The organism is Micromonospora deserti (genome assembly GCF_003236335.1).
Classification (GTDB): Bacteria; Actinomycetota; Actinomycetes; order Mycobacteriales; family Micromonosporaceae; genus Micromonospora; species Micromonospora deserti.
The window spans coordinates 33432-49746 of the sequence record NZ_POUB01000021.1 but is presented as its reverse complement, the minus strand read 5'-3'; the positions used below and the strand labels follow the sequence as shown (position 1 = coordinate 49746).

17 protein-coding genes are annotated in these 16315 nt (G+C 72.1%); 2 read left to right on the top strand and 15 right to left on the bottom strand.

From position 1 onward, the window contains the following. The 15 genes from C1I99_RS05860 to rpmB form a co-directional block, all read right to left on the bottom strand. The coding region (locus tag C1I99_RS05860) for a carbohydrate-binding protein (protein ID WP_233512355.1) at positions 1-448 on the bottom strand (448 nt) is incomplete at its 3' end. A 177-nt stretch (positions 449-625) separates the two neighbouring features. After that, a complete protein-coding gene (locus C1I99_RS05855; RefSeq protein ID WP_111133174.1) occupies positions 626-1603 on the bottom strand; it encodes an ATP-binding protein in 978 nt (325 codons plus the stop codon). Positions 1604-1754: 151 nt separating this feature from the next. Beyond that, complete coding sequence (locus C1I99_RS05850) at positions 1755-2831, bottom strand: LLM class flavin-dependent oxidoreductase (protein ID WP_111133173.1); 1077 nt, start codon at positions 2829-2831, stop codon at positions 1755-1757. Continuing rightward, on the bottom strand, positions 2821-3213 hold the full coding sequence (locus tag C1I99_RS05845; protein ID WP_111133172.1) for an SCO5389 family protein: 393 nt from the start codon (positions 3211-3213) through the stop codon (positions 2821-2823). Before C1I99_RS05845 ends, C1I99_RS05850 begins: the two co-directional genes overlap by 11 nt. 459 nt (positions 3214-3672) lie before the next feature. After that, entirely contained in the window at positions 3673-4317 is a 645-nt protein-coding gene (locus tag C1I99_RS05840) for a choice-of-anchor M domain-containing protein (RefSeq protein WP_111133181.1), read from the bottom strand. 5 nt (positions 4318-4322) lie between these two features. Next, a complete protein-coding gene (locus C1I99_RS05835) occupies positions 4323-4976 on the bottom strand; it encodes a choice-of-anchor M domain-containing protein (RefSeq protein ID WP_111133171.1) in 654 nt (217 codons plus the stop codon). A 149-nt stretch (positions 4977-5125) separates the two neighbouring features. Beyond that, positions 5126-5995 (bottom strand): anchored repeat-type ABC transporter permease subunit, encoded by an 870-nt coding sequence (locus tag C1I99_RS05830; RefSeq protein ID WP_111133170.1) that lies wholly within the window; start codon positions 5993-5995, stop codon positions 5126-5128. Next, the gene (locus C1I99_RS05825; RefSeq protein WP_111133169.1) at positions 5992-6741 is read right to left on the bottom strand and encodes an anchored repeat-type ABC transporter ATP-binding subunit; all 750 of its coding nucleotides are present in this window, start codon (positions 6739-6741) and stop codon (positions 5992-5994) included. Before C1I99_RS05825 ends, C1I99_RS05830 begins: the two co-directional genes overlap by 4 nt. Continuing rightward, positions 6738-8327, bottom strand: a complete 1590-nt coding sequence (locus C1I99_RS05820) for a TIGR03773 family transporter-associated surface protein (RefSeq protein WP_111133168.1) — start codon at positions 8325-8327, stop codon at positions 6738-6740. The genes C1I99_RS05825 and C1I99_RS05820 overlap by 4 nt, the downstream gene beginning before the upstream one ends. Then, complete coding sequence (locus C1I99_RS05815; protein WP_111133167.1) at positions 8324-9841, bottom strand: anchored repeat ABC transporter, substrate-binding protein; 1518 nt, start codon at positions 9839-9841, stop codon at positions 8324-8326. Before C1I99_RS05815 ends, C1I99_RS05820 begins: the two co-directional genes overlap by 4 nt. Then, on the bottom strand, positions 9838-11022 hold the full coding sequence (locus C1I99_RS05810; RefSeq protein WP_111133180.1) for a WxL protein peptidoglycan domain-containing protein: 1185 nt from the start codon (positions 11020-11022) through the stop codon (positions 9838-9840). Before C1I99_RS05810 ends, C1I99_RS05815 begins: the two co-directional genes overlap by 4 nt. A gap of 101 nt (positions 11023-11123) precedes the next feature. Continuing rightward, positions 11124-12596, bottom strand: coding sequence for a choice-of-anchor M domain-containing protein (locus tag C1I99_RS05805; RefSeq protein ID WP_111133166.1), 1473 nt, complete (start codon positions 12594-12596; stop codon positions 11124-11126). 101 nt (positions 12597-12697) lie between these two features. Continuing rightward, a complete protein-coding gene (gene rpsN / locus C1I99_RS05800) occupies positions 12698-13003 on the bottom strand; it encodes a 30S ribosomal protein S14 (protein ID WP_111133165.1) in 306 nt (101 codons plus the stop codon). Continuing rightward, positions 13003-13170, bottom strand: coding sequence for a 50S ribosomal protein L33 (gene rpmG, locus C1I99_RS05795; protein ID WP_111133163.1), 168 nt, complete (start codon positions 13168-13170; stop codon positions 13003-13005). The genes rpsN and rpmG overlap by 1 nt, the downstream gene beginning before the upstream one ends. Continuing rightward, positions 13170-13406 (bottom strand): 50S ribosomal protein L28, encoded by a 237-nt coding sequence (rpmB, locus tag C1I99_RS05790; protein ID WP_111133161.1) that lies wholly within the window; start codon positions 13404-13406, stop codon positions 13170-13172. Before rpmB ends, rpmG begins: the two co-directional genes overlap by 1 nt. Positions 13407-13645: 239 nt before the next feature. Between rpmB and C1I99_RS05785 the strand changes: the two genes are divergently transcribed. Both C1I99_RS05785 and C1I99_RS05780 read left to right on the top strand, forming a co-directional pair. Continuing rightward, the gene (locus C1I99_RS05785) at positions 13646-14950 is read left to right on the top strand and encodes a CobW family GTP-binding protein (protein ID WP_199561997.1); all 1305 of its coding nucleotides are present in this window, start codon (positions 13646-13648) and stop codon (positions 14948-14950) included. After that, a complete protein-coding gene (locus tag C1I99_RS05780) occupies positions 14947-15198 on the top strand; it encodes a type B 50S ribosomal protein L31 (RefSeq protein WP_111133157.1) in 252 nt (83 codons plus the stop codon). The genes C1I99_RS05785 and C1I99_RS05780 overlap by 4 nt, the downstream gene beginning before the upstream one ends. The last annotated feature ends 1117 nt before the right edge of the window (positions 15199-16315 follow it).

The window sequence follows — 16315 nt, the reverse complement described above, 5'->3', positions numbered from 1 at the left end:
GGCTGCTGGTGGGGGGCGGGTTGCCGCAGGTGTAGGGGTCCCAGTACCAGGTGCTGATGGTCGGGTCGTAGCCGGGGTTGTCGTGCTCGGCGATGTAGTACAGGCCGTTGGTGTACCGCACGATGGTCCCGGTGACGTACCAGGTGCCCGCGACCCAGTTCTGGTAGGTGCAGGTTCCGCCGGGGGGCGGCGAAGGGCTGGTGCCTCCGCAGGCGCCGAGGTCCTGCCAGACGCCGGAGGTACCCGGTGGGGTCTCGTTCTGGGTCCACCACTTCGCCTGGTAGTTGCGGCCGCTGTGGGAGACCTGCATGCCTCCCGTGTAGACGGCCGAGGACTGCCACGGTGTCGCGCAGGCCGCAGCCGACGCCGCCGTCGACGGGATGATCGCCACCAGTCCGCCCGCGATCGTCAGTGCCGCGAGCGCGACTATGGCGCGCAGTCTCGACATGTGTCACTCCCTCCTGTGGATGCCAGGGTCGACGCGGGTTCGCACATCGACGAGAGTGACTGTAACACTTACTGTTCATAATCCTTACTATTGAGGGATGGTGGAGCGCGCAGCCGGCCCGCGGGCGCCCGGTCCCGACCCGGAACACGCCACCGGGGACCCGTCACCGCGTACCGCTCAGGCGGTCACGGCCGTCGGGACGCTGACCGCCTGCGGGCCCATCCGGAAGTCGGGATCGATCTGCGCGGTGAGGTCACGTCCGGCGCGGTCGTTGGCCCACGCCGCGGCGTTGCGCCGGTGGAACTCGTGCGCCCACCGGGTGAAGGCCGCCCAGTCCTGCCCAGTGCCGTCGACGGTGTCGGTCAGTTGGCCCAGCACCGCGCGATTGGCCGCTTCCAGTTCCGCCAGTGGCCCGACCGTGCCACGCTCCGCCCGGCGCACGTACGCCGAGCGGCTCACCCAGGTCAACAGGTCCGCGCCCACGTGCTCACGCAGGAAATCCACGTCCGCCGCGTCCTCGACCTTGTTGCCGATCACCGACAGGGCCACGTTGTAGTCGCGGGCGTAGCCGGCGTACTGGCGGTAGACCCCGACGCTGCGCACGGTCGGCTCGCAGACCAGGAAGGTGCGGTCGAAGCGGGTGAACAACCCGGAGGCGAACGAGTCGGCCCCGGCGGTCATGTCCACCACCACGTACTCGCCGGGCCCGTCGAGCATGTGGTTGAGCAACAACTCGACGGCGCCGACCTTGGAGTGGTAGCAGGCCACACCGAGGTCCTCGGCGGTGAACTCGCCGGTCATGGCCATCCGCACCCCGCCGACCGTGCCGACACAGGCCGCGTAGACCGGGTTGTCCTCGACGACCCGCAGCAGCCGCGACCCGGCCCCCGGCGGGGTGGTCTTCACCATCTCGCTGGCAGAGCCGATCCGGCGGTTGTCGCCACGCAGGTATTCCTTGATCGCGGGCAGGTGCTCACCCAACGGCGTCATCGCCGTCGTCGCGTGCGCCGGCCCGCCGAGGGCCACGGCGAGGTGTTGGTTGATGTCGGCGTCGATGGCCAGCACCGGCCGGCCCTCACCGGCGAGGTGGCGGGCGTACAGGGCGGCGAGGGTGGTCTTCCCGCTGCCGCCCTTGCCGACGAACGCGACCTTCATCGCTGCCGCTCCCGAAGAATGCTAACGGTAACCGTTTCCACGAGCGCCACTGTAGCCGGTCGGTCCGCCGGCCGGAGCGAACTCGCCGAAAGGGGTCGGATGAACGGCGCGGTGAATGGGAGCCGCCAGCGGCAGGGAAACACCGCGCGGGTCACCCCCTCGGCGTGGCGTGCTCGTACCGGGATCCCCTGGCGGGTAGGTCGAGCACGTCCGTGGCCACGCGGTGGATCGTGTCCAGGGTGCGGTCGCGGCCGCCGGCCGCCTCCACCATGAGCAGCAGGTGCCGCACGCCCGGCAGGGCGGCGGCCCGGTCGATCGCATCCCGGCAGCGGCGGGGCGAGCCAACCGGGTGGATGTCGATCAGGCGGTCCACATAGGCAACCAGGTCCCGCCGTCCGGCCGGGGTGCCGTCCAGGCGGACGTACTCCCGGGTGCCGGCCAGCAACGCGGGAAGTCCGGCACGCACGGCCCGCGCCGCCTTCTCGTCGCCGTCCTCGACGTGGGCCAGGTGCGCGCTGGCGTGGGCGACGCTGTCCGGGGCGTGGCCGTGGGCGGCGGCCACCCGTGCGTAGCGGTCGAGCAGGCTCGCCTTCTCCGCCAGGTCGGCATGTAGGCCGAGCAGCAGTGGCATGCCGTGCCGCGCGGCGAGCTCCACCGTGCCCGGCGAGGTCGCGGCGACCCAGACGGGCATCCGACGGCGGGGGCGTGGCACCACCGGCACCGGCCGGAACGGGAAGCGGCGGTTGCCGGCCACGGCCGGCTCCCCGGAGAGCCACCGCGCCAGAACGTCCAGGGAGTCGCCGAAGCCGTTCTGGAAGCGATCCAGGCCGGTGCCGAAGACTTCCAGGTCGACCCACGGGCCACCCCGGCCTACGCCCAGCCGGAACCGGCCGCCGGACAGCTCGTCGAGGAGCACCGCCTCCTCGCCGAGGGCGACCGGATGGCGGTCCGACAGGATGCACGCCGCGGTGCCGACCTCGATGGCCTGGGTAGCGCCGAGCAGGTGCGCGGCGAAGGTGATCGCCGAGGGACACACCCCGTAGGAAATGAAATGATGCTCGGCGATCCAGACGCCGGCGTATCCGGCAGCCTCCGCCGCGCGGCCGTAGTCGTGGGCGTCGGCGAGGGTGTCGGCGTGGATGGCACCGGGGCGGTTCCCGGCGAGCAGGAACAGGTGCGCGCGTACGTCCCGTCCTGCCCGCCGGGCGGCGGCCGGATCAGCAGTCACGCAGCTCGGGCGACTGGTTGAGCAGTTGGCCACGGACGGAGACGAAGCGGCGGTAGGTGTCGGAGTCGACGGCGGACAGGCGGAACGCCGCGACCCGGTGGCAGTTCTGGAAGGCCAGCTTGACCCCGAAGTGGCGTTCCAGGCTGGACCGGATCGCGTCGCTGGCCAGGGCACGCAGCAGCTGACCCCGCTCCGCCTCGGTCGGCGGAGGGACGACGTTGTCGGCGAACTCGGCCTCGGACGACTCCAGTTCCGCCGCCACCCGGCTGACGGTCTGCCAGGCGTACGGCAACGAGTCGCGCACGCAGGCCACGAAAGCCTCGTCGTCCACGGTCCCTGACTCTGCGGCCCGCAGCAGGCTCGGCGGCACGGTGAGAGACATGCTCCTCCTTACGCACGTTAACGATCACGGTTGTCGTTAGCGTTGCGTGGTGAGCACATCACGTCACCGTGACGACGTCAATGGCGCGTCCGATCCGGACCCGCATGGCACGGCCAGCCGCTTTTCTCGACGCCTGCCCCGCCCCGCCGACGCTCGGGCGCGAGATGCCGAGCGACCGCGGCGGCGCCGCGTGCCGGCGCGCCGGGCGGCCGGCCCGCCACTCGTCACAACGCAACGGTCGTCGCTCGCCTGACCACGAGCGACCAGGGTGCGCACCACTCGTCGCGGTACGCCGATCGGCCGCCGAGCCCGGTGACCCTTGGGGCCCCGTGTACGGCCTGGCGGCCGGCCGGCGCGGCGTTCGGTGGGTGTGAGCGCCGCGCCGGCCGGATCCGCCGCCCGGAGGCACCCCCTACCTCGGCGGAACCGCACATGGTAATGGGTTTCGTTATAGCTGGATCAGGCGAGGACCTCGAACGTGAAGGTCTTCGCGCCGGAGGTGATGGTGCTGCCGTTGGCGGCGAGCGTCCCGGTCACCTCGAAGGTGACCGAGTAGGTACCGGCGGCGTCGAAGCCCCAGTTGGCGTGGGCGTGGATGTTGCGGTTCACGGTGAGGCTGTCGGGCAGCCCGTTGCCGCTGTCCAACAGCACCGTCGGCGTGCCGCCGGAAACGGTGTAGACACTGAACCCGGCAGGCCCGGTGACGCTGGTCAGCTTGAACGTGACGCGGTTGTTCTGGAAGATCCCGCTGGGCACCTCGAGGGTGTTCCATCCGGCCCAGAGCAGCCCGCTGGTGTTCGACTGGGGCAGGATCCACGCCTGGCCGCCGGTGCCGAGGAAAGACCAGGCCGACCCGGAGGGCACCGCGGTCTTCGCGGCGGCGGGCACCTGGAACAGGACGTCGGCCGGGTTGCGTTCGACGTCGGTGGTGCCGGTGTAGTCCATGACGTTGACGGTGAGCGCACCGGCGGCGTAATCGACGTCGATGACGTCGACATGCCCGCTGGAGAGGGTGACCGTCGCCGCCTGAGCGGGGCTGACGGCCCCCGCGAGCAGTGCGACGGTCAGGGTGAGGCCGGCGAGGACGCGACGCGGCGTACGCATGGCGGTCACGCCTTGACCACGATGCGGAGGGTGGCCGGGTCGGAGGTCACCTGCTGGCCGTCGGCGAGGGTACCCGTGGCCCGGAAGGTGACGCAGTAGGTGCCGGCGTTGTCGAAGGCCCAGTTGGCGTGGGCGTGGTCGCCGACAGTGAGGGTGAGGGCGTCGGGGACGCCATCGCCGCTGTCGGCGAGGACGACCGGCTGGCCCACCGCGTTCTCGGTGTAGATGGCCAGTTGGCCCGGACCGACGACCGACTGCAGGTTGAGCGTCAGCTGGTCGTTGGCGAAGACCCCGGCCCCGACCTCCTCGGCGGCGATGCCGGGCCAGACGAGGTCGGTGTTCTGGATCTCGGGCAGGATCCACACCTTCGACACGCCGGGCGTTCCGAGGAAGCCGAACGCGGGGTCGTTCGGCACCGTGACCTTGGCCTGGCGCTTCACGACGATCTTGACCTCGTCGGTGGCGTACTCGACGTCGTTGTCCTCGTCGTGGACACCGATCTCCAGCTCGCCGCCCTCGTACGCGACGTCGGCGAGATCGACGTGTCCGGTGCTGAACACGACGAGCGAGGTGGTCGTGGCCTGCGCCGGCAGCGCGGACGCGACCAGCGCGGTGGCGACGGCGCCCGAGGCGAGCAGCAGGCGGAAGGAATTTCGCACGTGGAACTCCTTTCCCGGATCCCCAGTGGACCCGGTACTGAAAATGGTAGTCGTTTTAGTTAGGTCGGAGAAAGGGCCGAACGGATGAGCGCCCGCGTCCGATCCCGGGTGCGGGATCGGACGCGGGCGCTCATCCGCCGACGTCGGGCTCAGGCGGGAACAGTCGCCGCACCGCTCTGCCGCCGTCGACGCCACCGTCCGAGCAGGCCGTAGCGGGGTGCGGCGATCCAGCAGACAGCGAAGACGGCGGTCAGGGCGAGCACGATCAGGCCGCCTGAGGCGAGGTTGTAGTAGTAGGAGACGTAGAGGCCGGTGACGGCGCAGGCCGCACCGATGCCGGCGGCCAGCAGCATCATCACGCCGAGCCGGTCGGTGAGCATCCGCGCCGCGGCGGCCGGGGTGATCAGCAGGGCGAGGACGAGGATGTTGCCCACCGCCTGCAACGAGATGACGATGGCCAGCGTGACCATCACGTAGAGGGCGGTGTCCAGCCAGAAGACCGGAAGCCCGGACGCGGCCGCGGTCTCCCGGTCCAGGGTGACCGTGACCAGTTCCTTGCGCAGCAGCAGGGTCACCGAGATCAACAATGCGCCGACGACGGCGACGGTGATGACGTCACCGTCGGAGAGGCCGAGGATCTGCCCGAACAGGAACGAGGCGAGATCGCCAGTGTAGCTGCCCTGCGTGCTGACCAGGACGATGCCGAGGCCGAACGCGAAGGCGAAGAAGACGCCGATGACGGCGTCCTCCTTCAGCCGTCGGTTTTGCGCCACCGCCGCGATGGTCAGCGCGGTGACCACACCCGCCACCGCCCCGCCGAGGGCGAGGTTGGCGCCGAGCACGTAGCCGACCGCCACCCCGGGGAAGACGGCGTGCGCGACGGCGTCCCCGATGAAGGCCATCCCGCGCAGCACCACGAAGGTGCCGACCACCGCGCAGACGACGCTGGACAGCACGGCGACGGCGAAAGCGCGCTGCATGAAGACGTGCTGCCACGGCTCGGTGATGACGTCGATCATGACGTGATCCCGAGCGTGGTCAGCAGCTGCTCCGACGAGGTCACGCCGAAGGCCCGCAGCCACACGGCCGGCTCGCGCAACTCGCCCGGCGGGCCCTCCGCGACCACCCGCTGGTTGAGCAGACAGAGCCGGGTACAGGCGCCGGCCGCCGCGGGCAGGTCGTGGGTGGTCATCAGCAGCGCCGCGCCGTCGGCTGCGAGCCGGGCGAGCAGCTCGGTGAGCAGCTCCTGCGTCGGCACGTCCACGCCGGTGAACGGCTCGTCGAGCAGCAGCACCGCCGGGCGCAGCGCCAGCGCCCGGGCGACGAGCACCCGCTGGCGCTGCCCGCCAGAGAGCTGCCCGATCGGTCGTCCCCGCAACGCGGTGAGGCCGACCCGCTCCAGCGCCTCGTCGACGGCCGCACGATCGACGGCACCGGCTCGGCGCAGCCAGCCGATCGACCGGGTGCGGCCAGTCAACACCGCACCGGCCACGTCGACCGGGAAGTCCCAGGCGAACTCGTGGCGCTGCGGGACGTACCCGATCAGGTGCCGGACCCGCGCGGCCGGCTCGTCACCGACGAGTACCCGCCCCGACTCCGCCGGGGTGAGCCCCAGCACCGCACGCAACAACGTGGTCTTTCCCGCGCCGTTCGGGCCGATCAGTCCGACCAGCTCGCCCGCCGCGACGGCCAGGTCCACGGCGTCGACCGCGAGCCGCTCCCCGAGCCGGACGGTGAGCGACTCGACCCGCAACACCGGGCTCATGACACGTCCGTTCCGCTCGCGCCGGCGGCGGCACGCCGACGCCGGGTGACGACCACCAGCAGCGCGCCGGCCGCGACGAGGACCCCGCCGACACCGACCGCCGACAGGACCCACCCCGCGCCGGTACGGGGCAGCGGACCGGCGCCACCCCCGTCTCCGGCGCCGCCGGAGTCGATGGAGCCACCACCGAAGCCGCTGCCCGGGTCGGTGCCGTCACCGACGGCGATGGTGAGAGTCTTCGTGTCGCTGACCGCCGCGCCGGCGGTGGTGGTGCCGCTCATCTGTACGGCCAGGCGGTACAGGCCGGGCTTGCTGAACGCCCAGTTGCCGTGCGCGTGGGTGTTCGGTGGGATGCTCAGCTGCTGCGGGAACGCCCTGGCGGAGTCGAAGAGCATGTCGGGCTTGCCGAACGAGCCGGTCAGGAACAGCGCGAACCGCCCCGGGCCGGTCACTTTCCTCAACGTCCAGGTGACGCTTCCCCTGGTGCCGGAGACGACGGATTCGTGCTGGGTGTTCCAGCCCGGCCAGATGATGCCGGCCTGCTGGGACTGCGGCAGCAGCCAGACCGTGTCGCCCTGCGCGCCGAGGAAGTCCGCCCCGGCCGGCACGGTGATCTTGGCGTTGTCCTTGACCTGGAGCACCACGTCCGAGGTTTCCCGCCACACCGCGGGGCTGACCGTGTCGTCCTTGATCCGGATGGTGAAGGTGTCACCGGTCAGCTGCGGACCCATGTCCAGGTGCCCGTCGGAGATGACCTTCCGCTCGCCGGTGCGGGCTGCGGCCGGGACGGCGTTGGCGGGCGCCGCGGGCGCCGCCAGCACCTGGGGTGCCGCTGCCGGCCGGGGCTGCGGCACGGGTACGCGCAACTCGGTCGGCGCCGGTGGGCCGGTCGCGGCGACCGCCGGCGCGGGCAGCGGTGCGGCGGGAGACGGATCGATCGCCGGGACCCGGACCCGGTAGGTCCTCTCCGTCGACAGGGTCTTCCCGGACGGCAGGACCACCGAGGCGGCGAGCGTGACGTGGTGCTCCCCCGGGGCGTCGAACATCCACACCGTGGGGCCGGTCCGCACGGCGGCGGGCAGGCGCAGGGCGCGGGGCGCGCCCCGACCGCTGCCGAACAGCAGGGTTGGCACGCCCAGCGGGGAGAGGGTGTACGCGGTGAACCGGCCGGGCCCGTCGACCGAGCGCAGCGACACGTCCACCGCGTCACCGGCCGTCGCTCCGGGTCGTACGCCCGTCGCATCCAACCCGGGGAAGCCCGCGTCTCCGCCGGTCAACGACCAGACGGGGTGGCCCGGCTCACCGAGGAAGGCGAACGCCTTCCCGCCGGGAACCCGGCCGGCGGACCCACCGCCCGCGTCGACGACCACGTCCTCGGGGTCATGCCCGGGGAGACCGAGGTTGGCCTGTACCGCGTCACGGATCCGCAGGGCGAGCACGCCGTCGTGGAGGGAGACCGAGACGAGATCGGCGCCTGCCGCCCGGACGCCGGCCGCAGCGGCGGTGGCCGGGGTGGGGCCCGTCAGCAGCGTGAGGACGCCGAGTGCGAGGCCGGCGGCACCGGCACGGATACCTCTGATCTTCATCGTGTCCTTCCCAGACAGCGCAGGAGTTCGTCGGCGTTGTGCCGCATCATGGCGACGTAGGTCTTGGCGTTGGCGTCGAAGGCGTCGCCGTAGACCAGGCAGATGTCCACCCCCTGGTCGGTGGCGACCCGGCGCAGCACGCTGGCGCGGGCGGCGAGGTTCGGCTCGATGAACACCGCCGGCACCTGCAGGTTGCGGACCGTCTCGGACAGCTTCGTCACCTGCGCGGCGCTCGGCTCCTGCGCCGGGTTCGGCACGACGAAACCGGCGATGGTCATCCCGTACGCCTTGGCGAGGTAACCGAACGCGTCGTGGGTGGTGATGAGCTGCCGGCGGTCTGGCGGGAGCTTCGCGAGCTGGGCCCTCACGTAGTCGTGCAGCTCGCTCAGCTCGCGCAGATAGCGGTCCCGGTTGGCCTGGTAGGTGTCGCGACCGTCCGGGTCGACCTCGGCGAGGGTGTCGGCGATGACCTGGACGTAGGCCTTGGCGTTGCGGACGTCCTGCCACAGGTGCGGATCGATCTCGCCGTGGACGTGCTTGCCCAGCACCGCCTGCGGCAGCTGCCACACCCTGCTGCCCGGCGTGCCGACGAAGGCGAACCGTTCGTCGTCGGGCACTTCCTCGATCGCCCGGTTCGGCACGTCGATGACGACCTGGTCGGCGGGGATGTCGCCCTGCTCGTCGGTGCGGGCGAACACCTGCGCGGTGTCCAGGTCGACGGCGAGGTCGGCGTGCCCGGCATCCAGCAGTCGGGTCCTGCCGTCGCGCAGCAGGGTCTGCGGTGCCACCCCGACGGCGAAGGCGAACGTGCCGGACCCGAGTTGCCGGGCCGGGCTGCCGTCGCCGGCGTCGACCTGCGCGGACAGGGTCAGCCGGTACTCCCCAGGCTGGCTGAACGCCCAGTTGAGGTGGGTGTGTGCGTCCGGCGGCAACACCGCGACATCGCGCGCGTCCAGTCCGTCGGTCGAGTCGATGTAGACCTGCGGCTGACCGAGCGCGTCCGTGAGGTAGAGCGCGAACTCCCCCGGGCCCGTCATCTTCGTCGCCGACAGCCGGATGTCGGCGCTGCGGCTGGGGCCCTTGCCCCGGACCGCCAGACCGAGCCAGAGCACGTCGAGACCGACGTCCTCCACCAGCGGGATCAGCGTGGCGCCGTACTGTTCGGCGCTCTCCGCGAGGGAGATGTTGGGCGCCCCGTCGGGGACGTTGTTGTCGAAGAGCTTGATCAGCGCATGCTCTTCGAGCAACAGGTGGTTGGTGAAGGCGGCGTCGGCGCGCGCGACCTTCGCCGCGTCGGCAGGGGTGGGTTCGTAGGAGTGCGGATCACCCCCGGCCGGCACCACGGTTTCCACCGCGACGCGGTCACCGCCGACGTTGCGCGCCAGGTCGGCCAGGATCTCCGTGCTGACCGCCACCGTCACCCGCCCGTCGTCACCCGGTCGGCCCGGCGCACAGCCGGCCGCGGCGACGGTCAGGGCCAGCGCGAGACCGCAGGCCCGGCGGTTTCGTCTCATTGGTCGTCCTTCCCCATGTCTCGGTCAGGCGGGGTGTCACCGACCGCCGGGCCGGCGGCGCGGCGCACCGATGTGGCCGGCTGTGACTCGCGGGCGGCCTCGGCGCGTCCCTGCGCGCGGGCCTGGTCGAGCGCGAGCGCGAAATGCGTCCGCCGGCGCCGGCGGATGAGGGTCACCGTCCATCCCCCCAGTCCGAGCGCGAGTGCGAGCAGCAGTTGCGGCCAGGGCAGGGCCCAGAGGCCGGCGTCGGCGGTGGCGGTCGGTGGCGGCGGGTCGAGCACCTGGTCTCCCACCGGCCGGGGCTGCGCGGCGGCGGTGGCGCTCAGCCGGACCAGCGGCGGCACACCCGTCATCCGCACCGTGGTGCGTAGCGACCCGCCGGGCAGGATCTCCGGCAACGGCGCGGCCCCGGCGGTGCGGGCGGCCACGCCGAACGGGCCGGCCACCCGCAGGGACGGACCGGCGGTCAACCGGACGTTCCCGGTGTTGCGGACGGTGAAGGTCGCGGTGACCGTGCCGCCGGCGAGGGGGTTGATCGCGCCGGCGTGCCGGATGACCAGGTCCTCGACCGCCAGGGCGGGTGCCAGTTCTCCGGTGACCCGCAGGTGGATCCGGGAGCCGACCCGGTGGTCGACGCTGACCTGGTTGCCCTGCGCGTCCGTGGTCGTACCGGCCAGGGAGGCGACGATCCCGCCGGCGTGGTCGCCGGGCGTGGCGTTGTCGGGCACGGTGAGGGTGAACGGCACGTCGAGGCGGGAGGTCGACGGCACCGTGACGGTCCGAGACGGCAGTCGTACCCAGGAGCCGACGTCGACCGGCTGACGGCCCGCGGGCAGGAGGTCGTAGCCGCCCTGGGCGGTGGTGAAGGCGTCGCTGGCGTACACCGACACCGTGATCGGGCGCGTCGAGTGGTTGACGATGCCGACGTGGTCGGTGATGGCGGCACCCGGGTTCAGCTTGTAGACAAAGGCCGACCGTCCGTTCGGCCCGGTCGGGGTCGAGGGCACGACCCCGACGGTCATGGCCGGTGGGGGGTCCGGTACGGCGACTTTCGGGCCGCCGGACCCTGCGGGCACCGGGACGGCGGTCGGTCGGGGCGCCAGCGGGGCAGCCGCGACCCGGGGCGCTGGTGTGACGGCGGCGAGGACGAGGGCCGCGGCGAAGACGGCGGGCAGGCGCATGCGGTCGGCGATCCGTTTCACGCGGGAGGGGGCCTCGGGTGGACTGGACGGAGCGGCCGGGCCGGGGCGGGCGCGGACGCACCCGCCCCGGGTTCGGGTGGTCAGATCGCGGTGAGGGTGAGCGTCGCGGTGTAGGTGCCCGCGGCGGTCTCCGTGGGCAGGCTCAGCCGCAGCCCGGCGCCGAGCCGCGCGGTGCCCCGGCCGGCCCCGGCCGGCGCCGAGCCGAGCACCGCGCTGCCGCCCAGCCCACCACCGACCCCGACGACGTACGGCGCCACCTCCGGTCCCGGCACCACGCCCTGGCCGGTGCCCTGGCTGAGCACCCGCGGCGTCCAGCCGAGGAAGCCGGCGCTGAAGCTGGCCCCACCGTCAGCCGTGAAGTCCTGCGGTATCTGCCCGGACGCGCTCCACCCCGGGCTGTCGGCCCGGGTGTCGGTGACCGTCACCGGCCGCAGCTCACCCAGGCTCTCCCACCGGTCGCCCGCGGCGGTGAGCTGCGCGGGCGGCAGCACCACGGCGCGGTCGTCGGGGTTGACGCTGATCGTCAAGGCCCCGGCGGTCGCGTCGATTGCCGCGGTGATGGTCTGCGACGCTCGCGGCTCCTGCGGTGGGAACGCCACCCACAGCGACACCGGTTCGCTCGCGGCGGCGACGTTGTGGTCGTCCTCGTAGAGCTTCGCGACGTATTCGCAGGCGTTCAACTCGCGGGTGGCGGTGAACGAGTAGCTCGCAGCCGCCTCCCCCGGGATCACCGCGAACTCCTCGGCGCCCGGGCACCTGCTGAACCAGCGGTAGCGAGCCAGCTCGGTCTGCGGCGTCTGCGTCGCGTGGAGGGTGACCGTGTCCCCGGGCTGGTACTCGTCGGCCATCCCGGTGACCGCGAGGGTCACTCCCGGACCGGTGCCCGGCAGCTCGCCGACGATGAACGAGTAGTTCACCGGCCCGGTGCTGACCTGCGTGCCGTTGGTGAGTGTGGCGTCGGCCTGGAACGTCAGCGTGTAGCTGCCCCGCGCGGTGAACGCCCAGTTGGCGTGGGCGTGCGTGGCCACCGGCACGTCGATCGCGTCCGGCAGGCCGTCGTTGCCGCGGAACTTGACCAGCGGCCCGCCGAACACGTCCTGCATGAAGAGACTGACGTCGCCCGGGCCGGTCACGCCGACCAGGCTCAGCCGCACCTGGTTGCCGGAGAACACCCCCGAGGCGAGCTTGGTGGTGTTCCAACCCGGCCAGAGCAGCTGCGGATCCTGCGTCATGGGCAGCAGCCAGACCTGCGAGCCGGCCGGCCCGAGGAAGGCGAACCTCGGGTCGTCGGGCACCGGCGTCGCCGCCTGCGGCAGCACCTGGAAGGTCACGTCCGCCGGGTCCCGGGACACCGCAGGAGTAACCGTGTCGTCGTTCACCTTCAACGACAGCTCGCCGTTCGCGTAGTGCACGTCGACCGCATCGGTGTGCCCCTGGGACAGCACCACCCGGTCGGCCGCCGACGCGGTGGCCGGTGCCAGCACCACGCCGGCGGCGACCACCGCCCCGGCGATCAGGGCCGCGATCCCGCGCGGCCTCGTGGCAACCTTCATATCTCCCCTTCCGGGGCACGCACCTCGCGGCGCGTGCCCGGCTTCCCGAGAACCGGCCGGTCGGCAACCGGCCGGAGGTCACACCGGCAGCACGCTGCGGGTCACCAGGACGCCTTGCGGATGCCGGGGAGTTCGCCGCGCAGGGCCATCTCGCGGAACCGCACCCGGGACAGGCCGAAGCGGGTCAGCACGCCACGCGGCCGGCCGTCGATCACGTCCCGGCTGCGCAGCCGTACGCGGCTGCTGTTCCGGGGCAGCCGGGCGAGCTGCCGGACGGCCTCGTCGCGTACGCCGGGCTCGGTGTCGGGGTGGGCGATGGTCCGCTTGAGGTCGGTGCGGCGGGCGGCGTGCCGCGCGACGAGCTCCTCGCGGCGGGCCTGCCGGTTGCCCAGGCTCTTGCGGGCCATCAGCGTTCCTCGCGGAAGTCGACGTGCCGCCGCACGAGCGGGTCGTACTTGCGCAGCACCAGCCGGTCCGGGTTGGTGCGCCGGTTCTTGCGGGTGACGTAGGTGTAGCCGGTGCCGGCGGTGCTGCGCAGCTTGATCACCGGCCGGATGTCGGTCTGCCGGGCCATCAGATCTTGACCCCCCGGCCGCGCAGCTCCGCCACGACCTTCTCGATGCCCTTGCGGTCGACGGTCTTCAGCGCCTTGGCGGTGAGGGTCAGGCTGACCCACCGCCGCTCGGACGCCAACCAGTAGCGGTGGTTCTGCAGGTTCGGGTTCCACCGGCGGCGGGTGCGGCGGTGGGAGTGGGACACGGCGTTGCCGAAGCTGGGCTTCGCGCCGGTGACGTCACACCGTCTGGACACGGGGGCTCCTCCTTCGTACGGTCTTGACCATAACGACAATCGTTTTCGTTTCTACATCGGCCGATCGGTCAACCTTTTTGCGGGGTGATCTCCCGGCATGACCGAGCCCGGGCGTCGACCGACGCCGCGCACGGGAGTACCCGCAAACGACAGCGGGGCCGAGCCGTAGGGCCCCACCGACGCCAGCATCAGACACTCACTATATAATGACAACCGTTTTCAACAGAGTCGAGAGGACCCTGATGTCGACGTCACCACTCGCGCCGGCCGACGCCGGCGCCTCGGCGGCCGACACCCGCCCGTCGCTGACCGTGCTGAGCGGCTTCTGGCCGGCCGCCACGTACGCCGTCGCCCGTACCCTGCTCGCCGCGGACCCAGCCCTGCTGCTGGTCCGGCACGACCTCACCGCCGTGCGCAACGGCACGGTGCACCGGGTGGTGCGCACCGGCGAGGGCCTGCTGGAGGACGAACGGGTCGCCCTCGCGCACGGCTGCGCGTCCTGCACGCTGCGCGAGGACGTGCTGCCCACCCTGGCCCGACTGGCCCGTACCCACCCGCACCGGGGCCTGGTGTTGATGCTGCCCGAGGTGGTCGAACCGGAGGCGGTCGCCGCCGCCTGCGCCCACTGCCTCGTCGACGGCGCACCGATCACCGACCTGATCCAGGTCGACTCCTACGTCACCGTCGTCGACGCCGAGCACCTTCTCGATGGCCTGGCCAGCACCGACGACCTGACGACCCTCGGCATCCACGCCGCCGACAACGACGACCGGGCGCTCGCCGACGTCGTCGTCCGCCAGATCGAGTACGCCGACACCCTCGTCCTGTGGGGGCAGTCCCGCGACGGGGCGTACGACACCAGCCGCCTGTCGGTGCTGCTGGAACGGATGGTGCCGTGGGCGGCACAGGTCCGCGTCGACGGCGATGTCGTCGACGCCGCCGAGCTGACCCGCCAGCTGCGCGACACCCACCGGCACCGCCCGGAGACCCCCGGCGTCCTCGCCCGCGGCCTGGAGGGCTACGCCGTCGGCGTACACGAACCGCACCCCGACTGCGGCGTCGTCTCCGCCGTCTTCCGCGCCCGGCGCCCCTTCCACCCCCGCCGCCTGCACGACGTCCTCGAGGACGTCAACGCCGGGGTGATCCGCTCCCGTGGACACCTGTGGCTGGCCAGCCAACCCGAGACCGTCATCGCCTGGGACTTCGCCGGCGGCGGCCTCGGCCTCGGGTCACTCGGTCACTGGCTCGCCGCCCTCCCCGACGCCCACTGGGACCACGCGTCCGCCCACCGGCGTCTCGCCGCCGCCCTCGACTGGGACCCCTACTACGGCGACCGCCACCAGCACCTGGTCTTCATCGGCCTGGACCTCGACCCCACCGACCTGCACCGCGCCCTCGCCGCCTGCCTGCTCACCGACGACGAACTCGCCGACGGCGAGGACACCTGGCGGACCTACGACGACCCCTTCGCCGGCTGCTTCCCCCGCACCGCCCTCGACCCGGATGACACCGACACCGACACCGAAGGAGATCTTCCGGCATGAAGCCCGGTATCCACCCCACCTACCGTCCCGTCGTCTACCGTGATCGCGCCGCCGACTTCGCCTTCCTCACCCGCTCAACCGCCACCAGCGACCAGACCATCGAATGGACCGACGGCAACACCTACCCCGTCATCGACGTCCAGATCTCCTCCGCCAGCCACCCCTTCTGGACCGGCCGGCAGCGGCTGCTCGACACCGCGGGCCGGGTGGAGAAATTCCGCGCCAAGTACGCCCGACGCGGTCGCTAACCATCCGCCCCAACCCCTACCGGGTACTCAGACACGTCGCCGCGACCCTCGGCGAGGAAGACCGTCGAGCATGATCCGTTGCCGACATCAGCTCGACAGGCCAACGAGCAGCAGCCTCCGACCGGCAGAGCAGGGCACCCAGCGAGGACCTCCTCGACACCTGGTCGAGCTGCCCCATCCGTGCGCCCACGCTCGACACCTCAAACCCCGCCACCCACCGACTCGAACTCGACACCTCGCAAACCGCGCCGCGCCCGACCCCACCGCCCCATCTGTGCGGGCAGCTCGACAGCACGCCGAACACACCCACCGTCGCGAAGACCGACAGGACACCGCCCGGCCGCCACACAGGCACCACCCGACGGAGGGGCGGGCACCGGTTCGCATGCGACGCAGCGCGCGCCCGCACCAGCCCAGACGATGAGGACCTGCACGCGCGGAGCCGGCTGCTGCGGTTGTGGGCCACCCGATGCGCTTGACCTGCGGACGACGCCTGGCTGGGCCTGCCCGCTGATCTGGGGGGCGTGCTTGAGGCCCAGCGCCCGCCCGGGGCGCTCCTGACGCCACGACCGGTGTCGAGGGCCACCGCCGCGCAACCGCGCCACGGGGCCGAGGCCGGCACCGCAGCGGCAGGCGATGCCACGAGCCATGGCGTGACGCGGCCCAGGTGGAGCGGCCCGGGCGGTGCTCGTTTGGGGCCGAGGACGCGGTGCGGGGTGGTCTCTCCACTCGCGCGCCCGTGGCGCTCCGGCCGACTATCGCCCGAGCAATACGTCGCGGATCGACGCATCAGGTGACAATTCCCCTAAAGCGTTTATAACCGGATGAACAATACTAGCGTCCATCGTGATGACCAAGACAGGGAGGTCGACGAGCGGTGTGCTGGCGCGGGCGCTGCGCCACAGCGACGTCCCCGACCCGGGGCTCGGTCCACGTGGCGATCCTCGAACAGCCAGGCCGGCTCTCGGTCGGACGGACGGGTACCGCCCTCCGGTCGCCGATCGCCGGCACGCACCGTCGCCCTCCGTCCGGTTCTTCCCCGGCAGCGAGGTTTGCTGCCGAAAACGGCGGGTAGCCGCCGCACCGTCGGGCTCCCGGGTTCGTGGGCCCACCTGAC

Excerpts from the sequence above, each read along its gene's own strand:
- C1I99_RS05780 (WP_111133157.1), top strand. The coding sequence starts at position 14,947 with ATGAAGCCCGGTATCCACCCCACCTACCGTCCCGTCGTCTACCGTGAT.
- rpmG (WP_111133163.1), bottom strand. The coding sequence starts at position 13,170 with ATGGCCCGGCAGACCGACATCCGGCCGGTGATCAAGCTGCGCAGCACC.
- C1I99_RS05810 (WP_111133180.1), bottom strand. The coding sequence starts at position 11,022 with ATGCGCCTGCCCGCCGTCTTCGCCGCGGCCCTCGTCCTCGCCGCCGTC.
- C1I99_RS05830 (WP_111133170.1), bottom strand. The coding sequence starts at position 5,995 with ATGATCGACGTCATCACCGAGCCGTGGCAGCACGTCTTCATGCAGCGC.
- C1I99_RS05855 (WP_111133174.1), bottom strand. The coding sequence starts at position 1,603 with ATGAAGGTCGCGTTCGTCGGCAAGGGCGGCAGCGGGAAGACCACCCTC.
- C1I99_RS05825 (WP_111133169.1), bottom strand. The coding sequence starts at position 6,741 with ATGAGCCCGGTGTTGCGGGTCGAGTCGCTCACCGTCCGGCTCGGGGAG.
- C1I99_RS05840 (WP_111133181.1), bottom strand. The coding sequence starts at position 4,317 with ATGCGTACGCCGCGTCGCGTCCTCGCCGGCCTCACCCTGACCGTCGCA.
- C1I99_RS05815 (WP_111133167.1), bottom strand. The coding sequence starts at position 9,841 with ATGAGACGAAACCGCCGGGCCTGCGGTCTCGCGCTGGCCCTGACCGTC.
- C1I99_RS05845 (WP_111133172.1), bottom strand. The coding sequence starts at position 3,213 with ATGTCTCTCACCGTGCCGCCGAGCCTGCTGCGGGCCGCAGAGTCAGGG.
- C1I99_RS05820 (WP_111133168.1), bottom strand. The coding sequence starts at position 8,327 with ATGAAGATCAGAGGTATCCGTGCCGGTGCCGCCGGCCTCGCACTCGGC.
- rpsN (WP_111133165.1), bottom strand. The coding sequence starts at position 13,003 with ATGGCCCGCAAGAGCCTGGGCAACCGGCAGGCCCGCCGCGAGGAGCTC.
- C1I99_RS05805 (WP_111133166.1), bottom strand. The coding sequence starts at position 12,596 with ATGAAGGTTGCCACGAGGCCGCGCGGGATCGCGGCCCTGATCGCCGGG.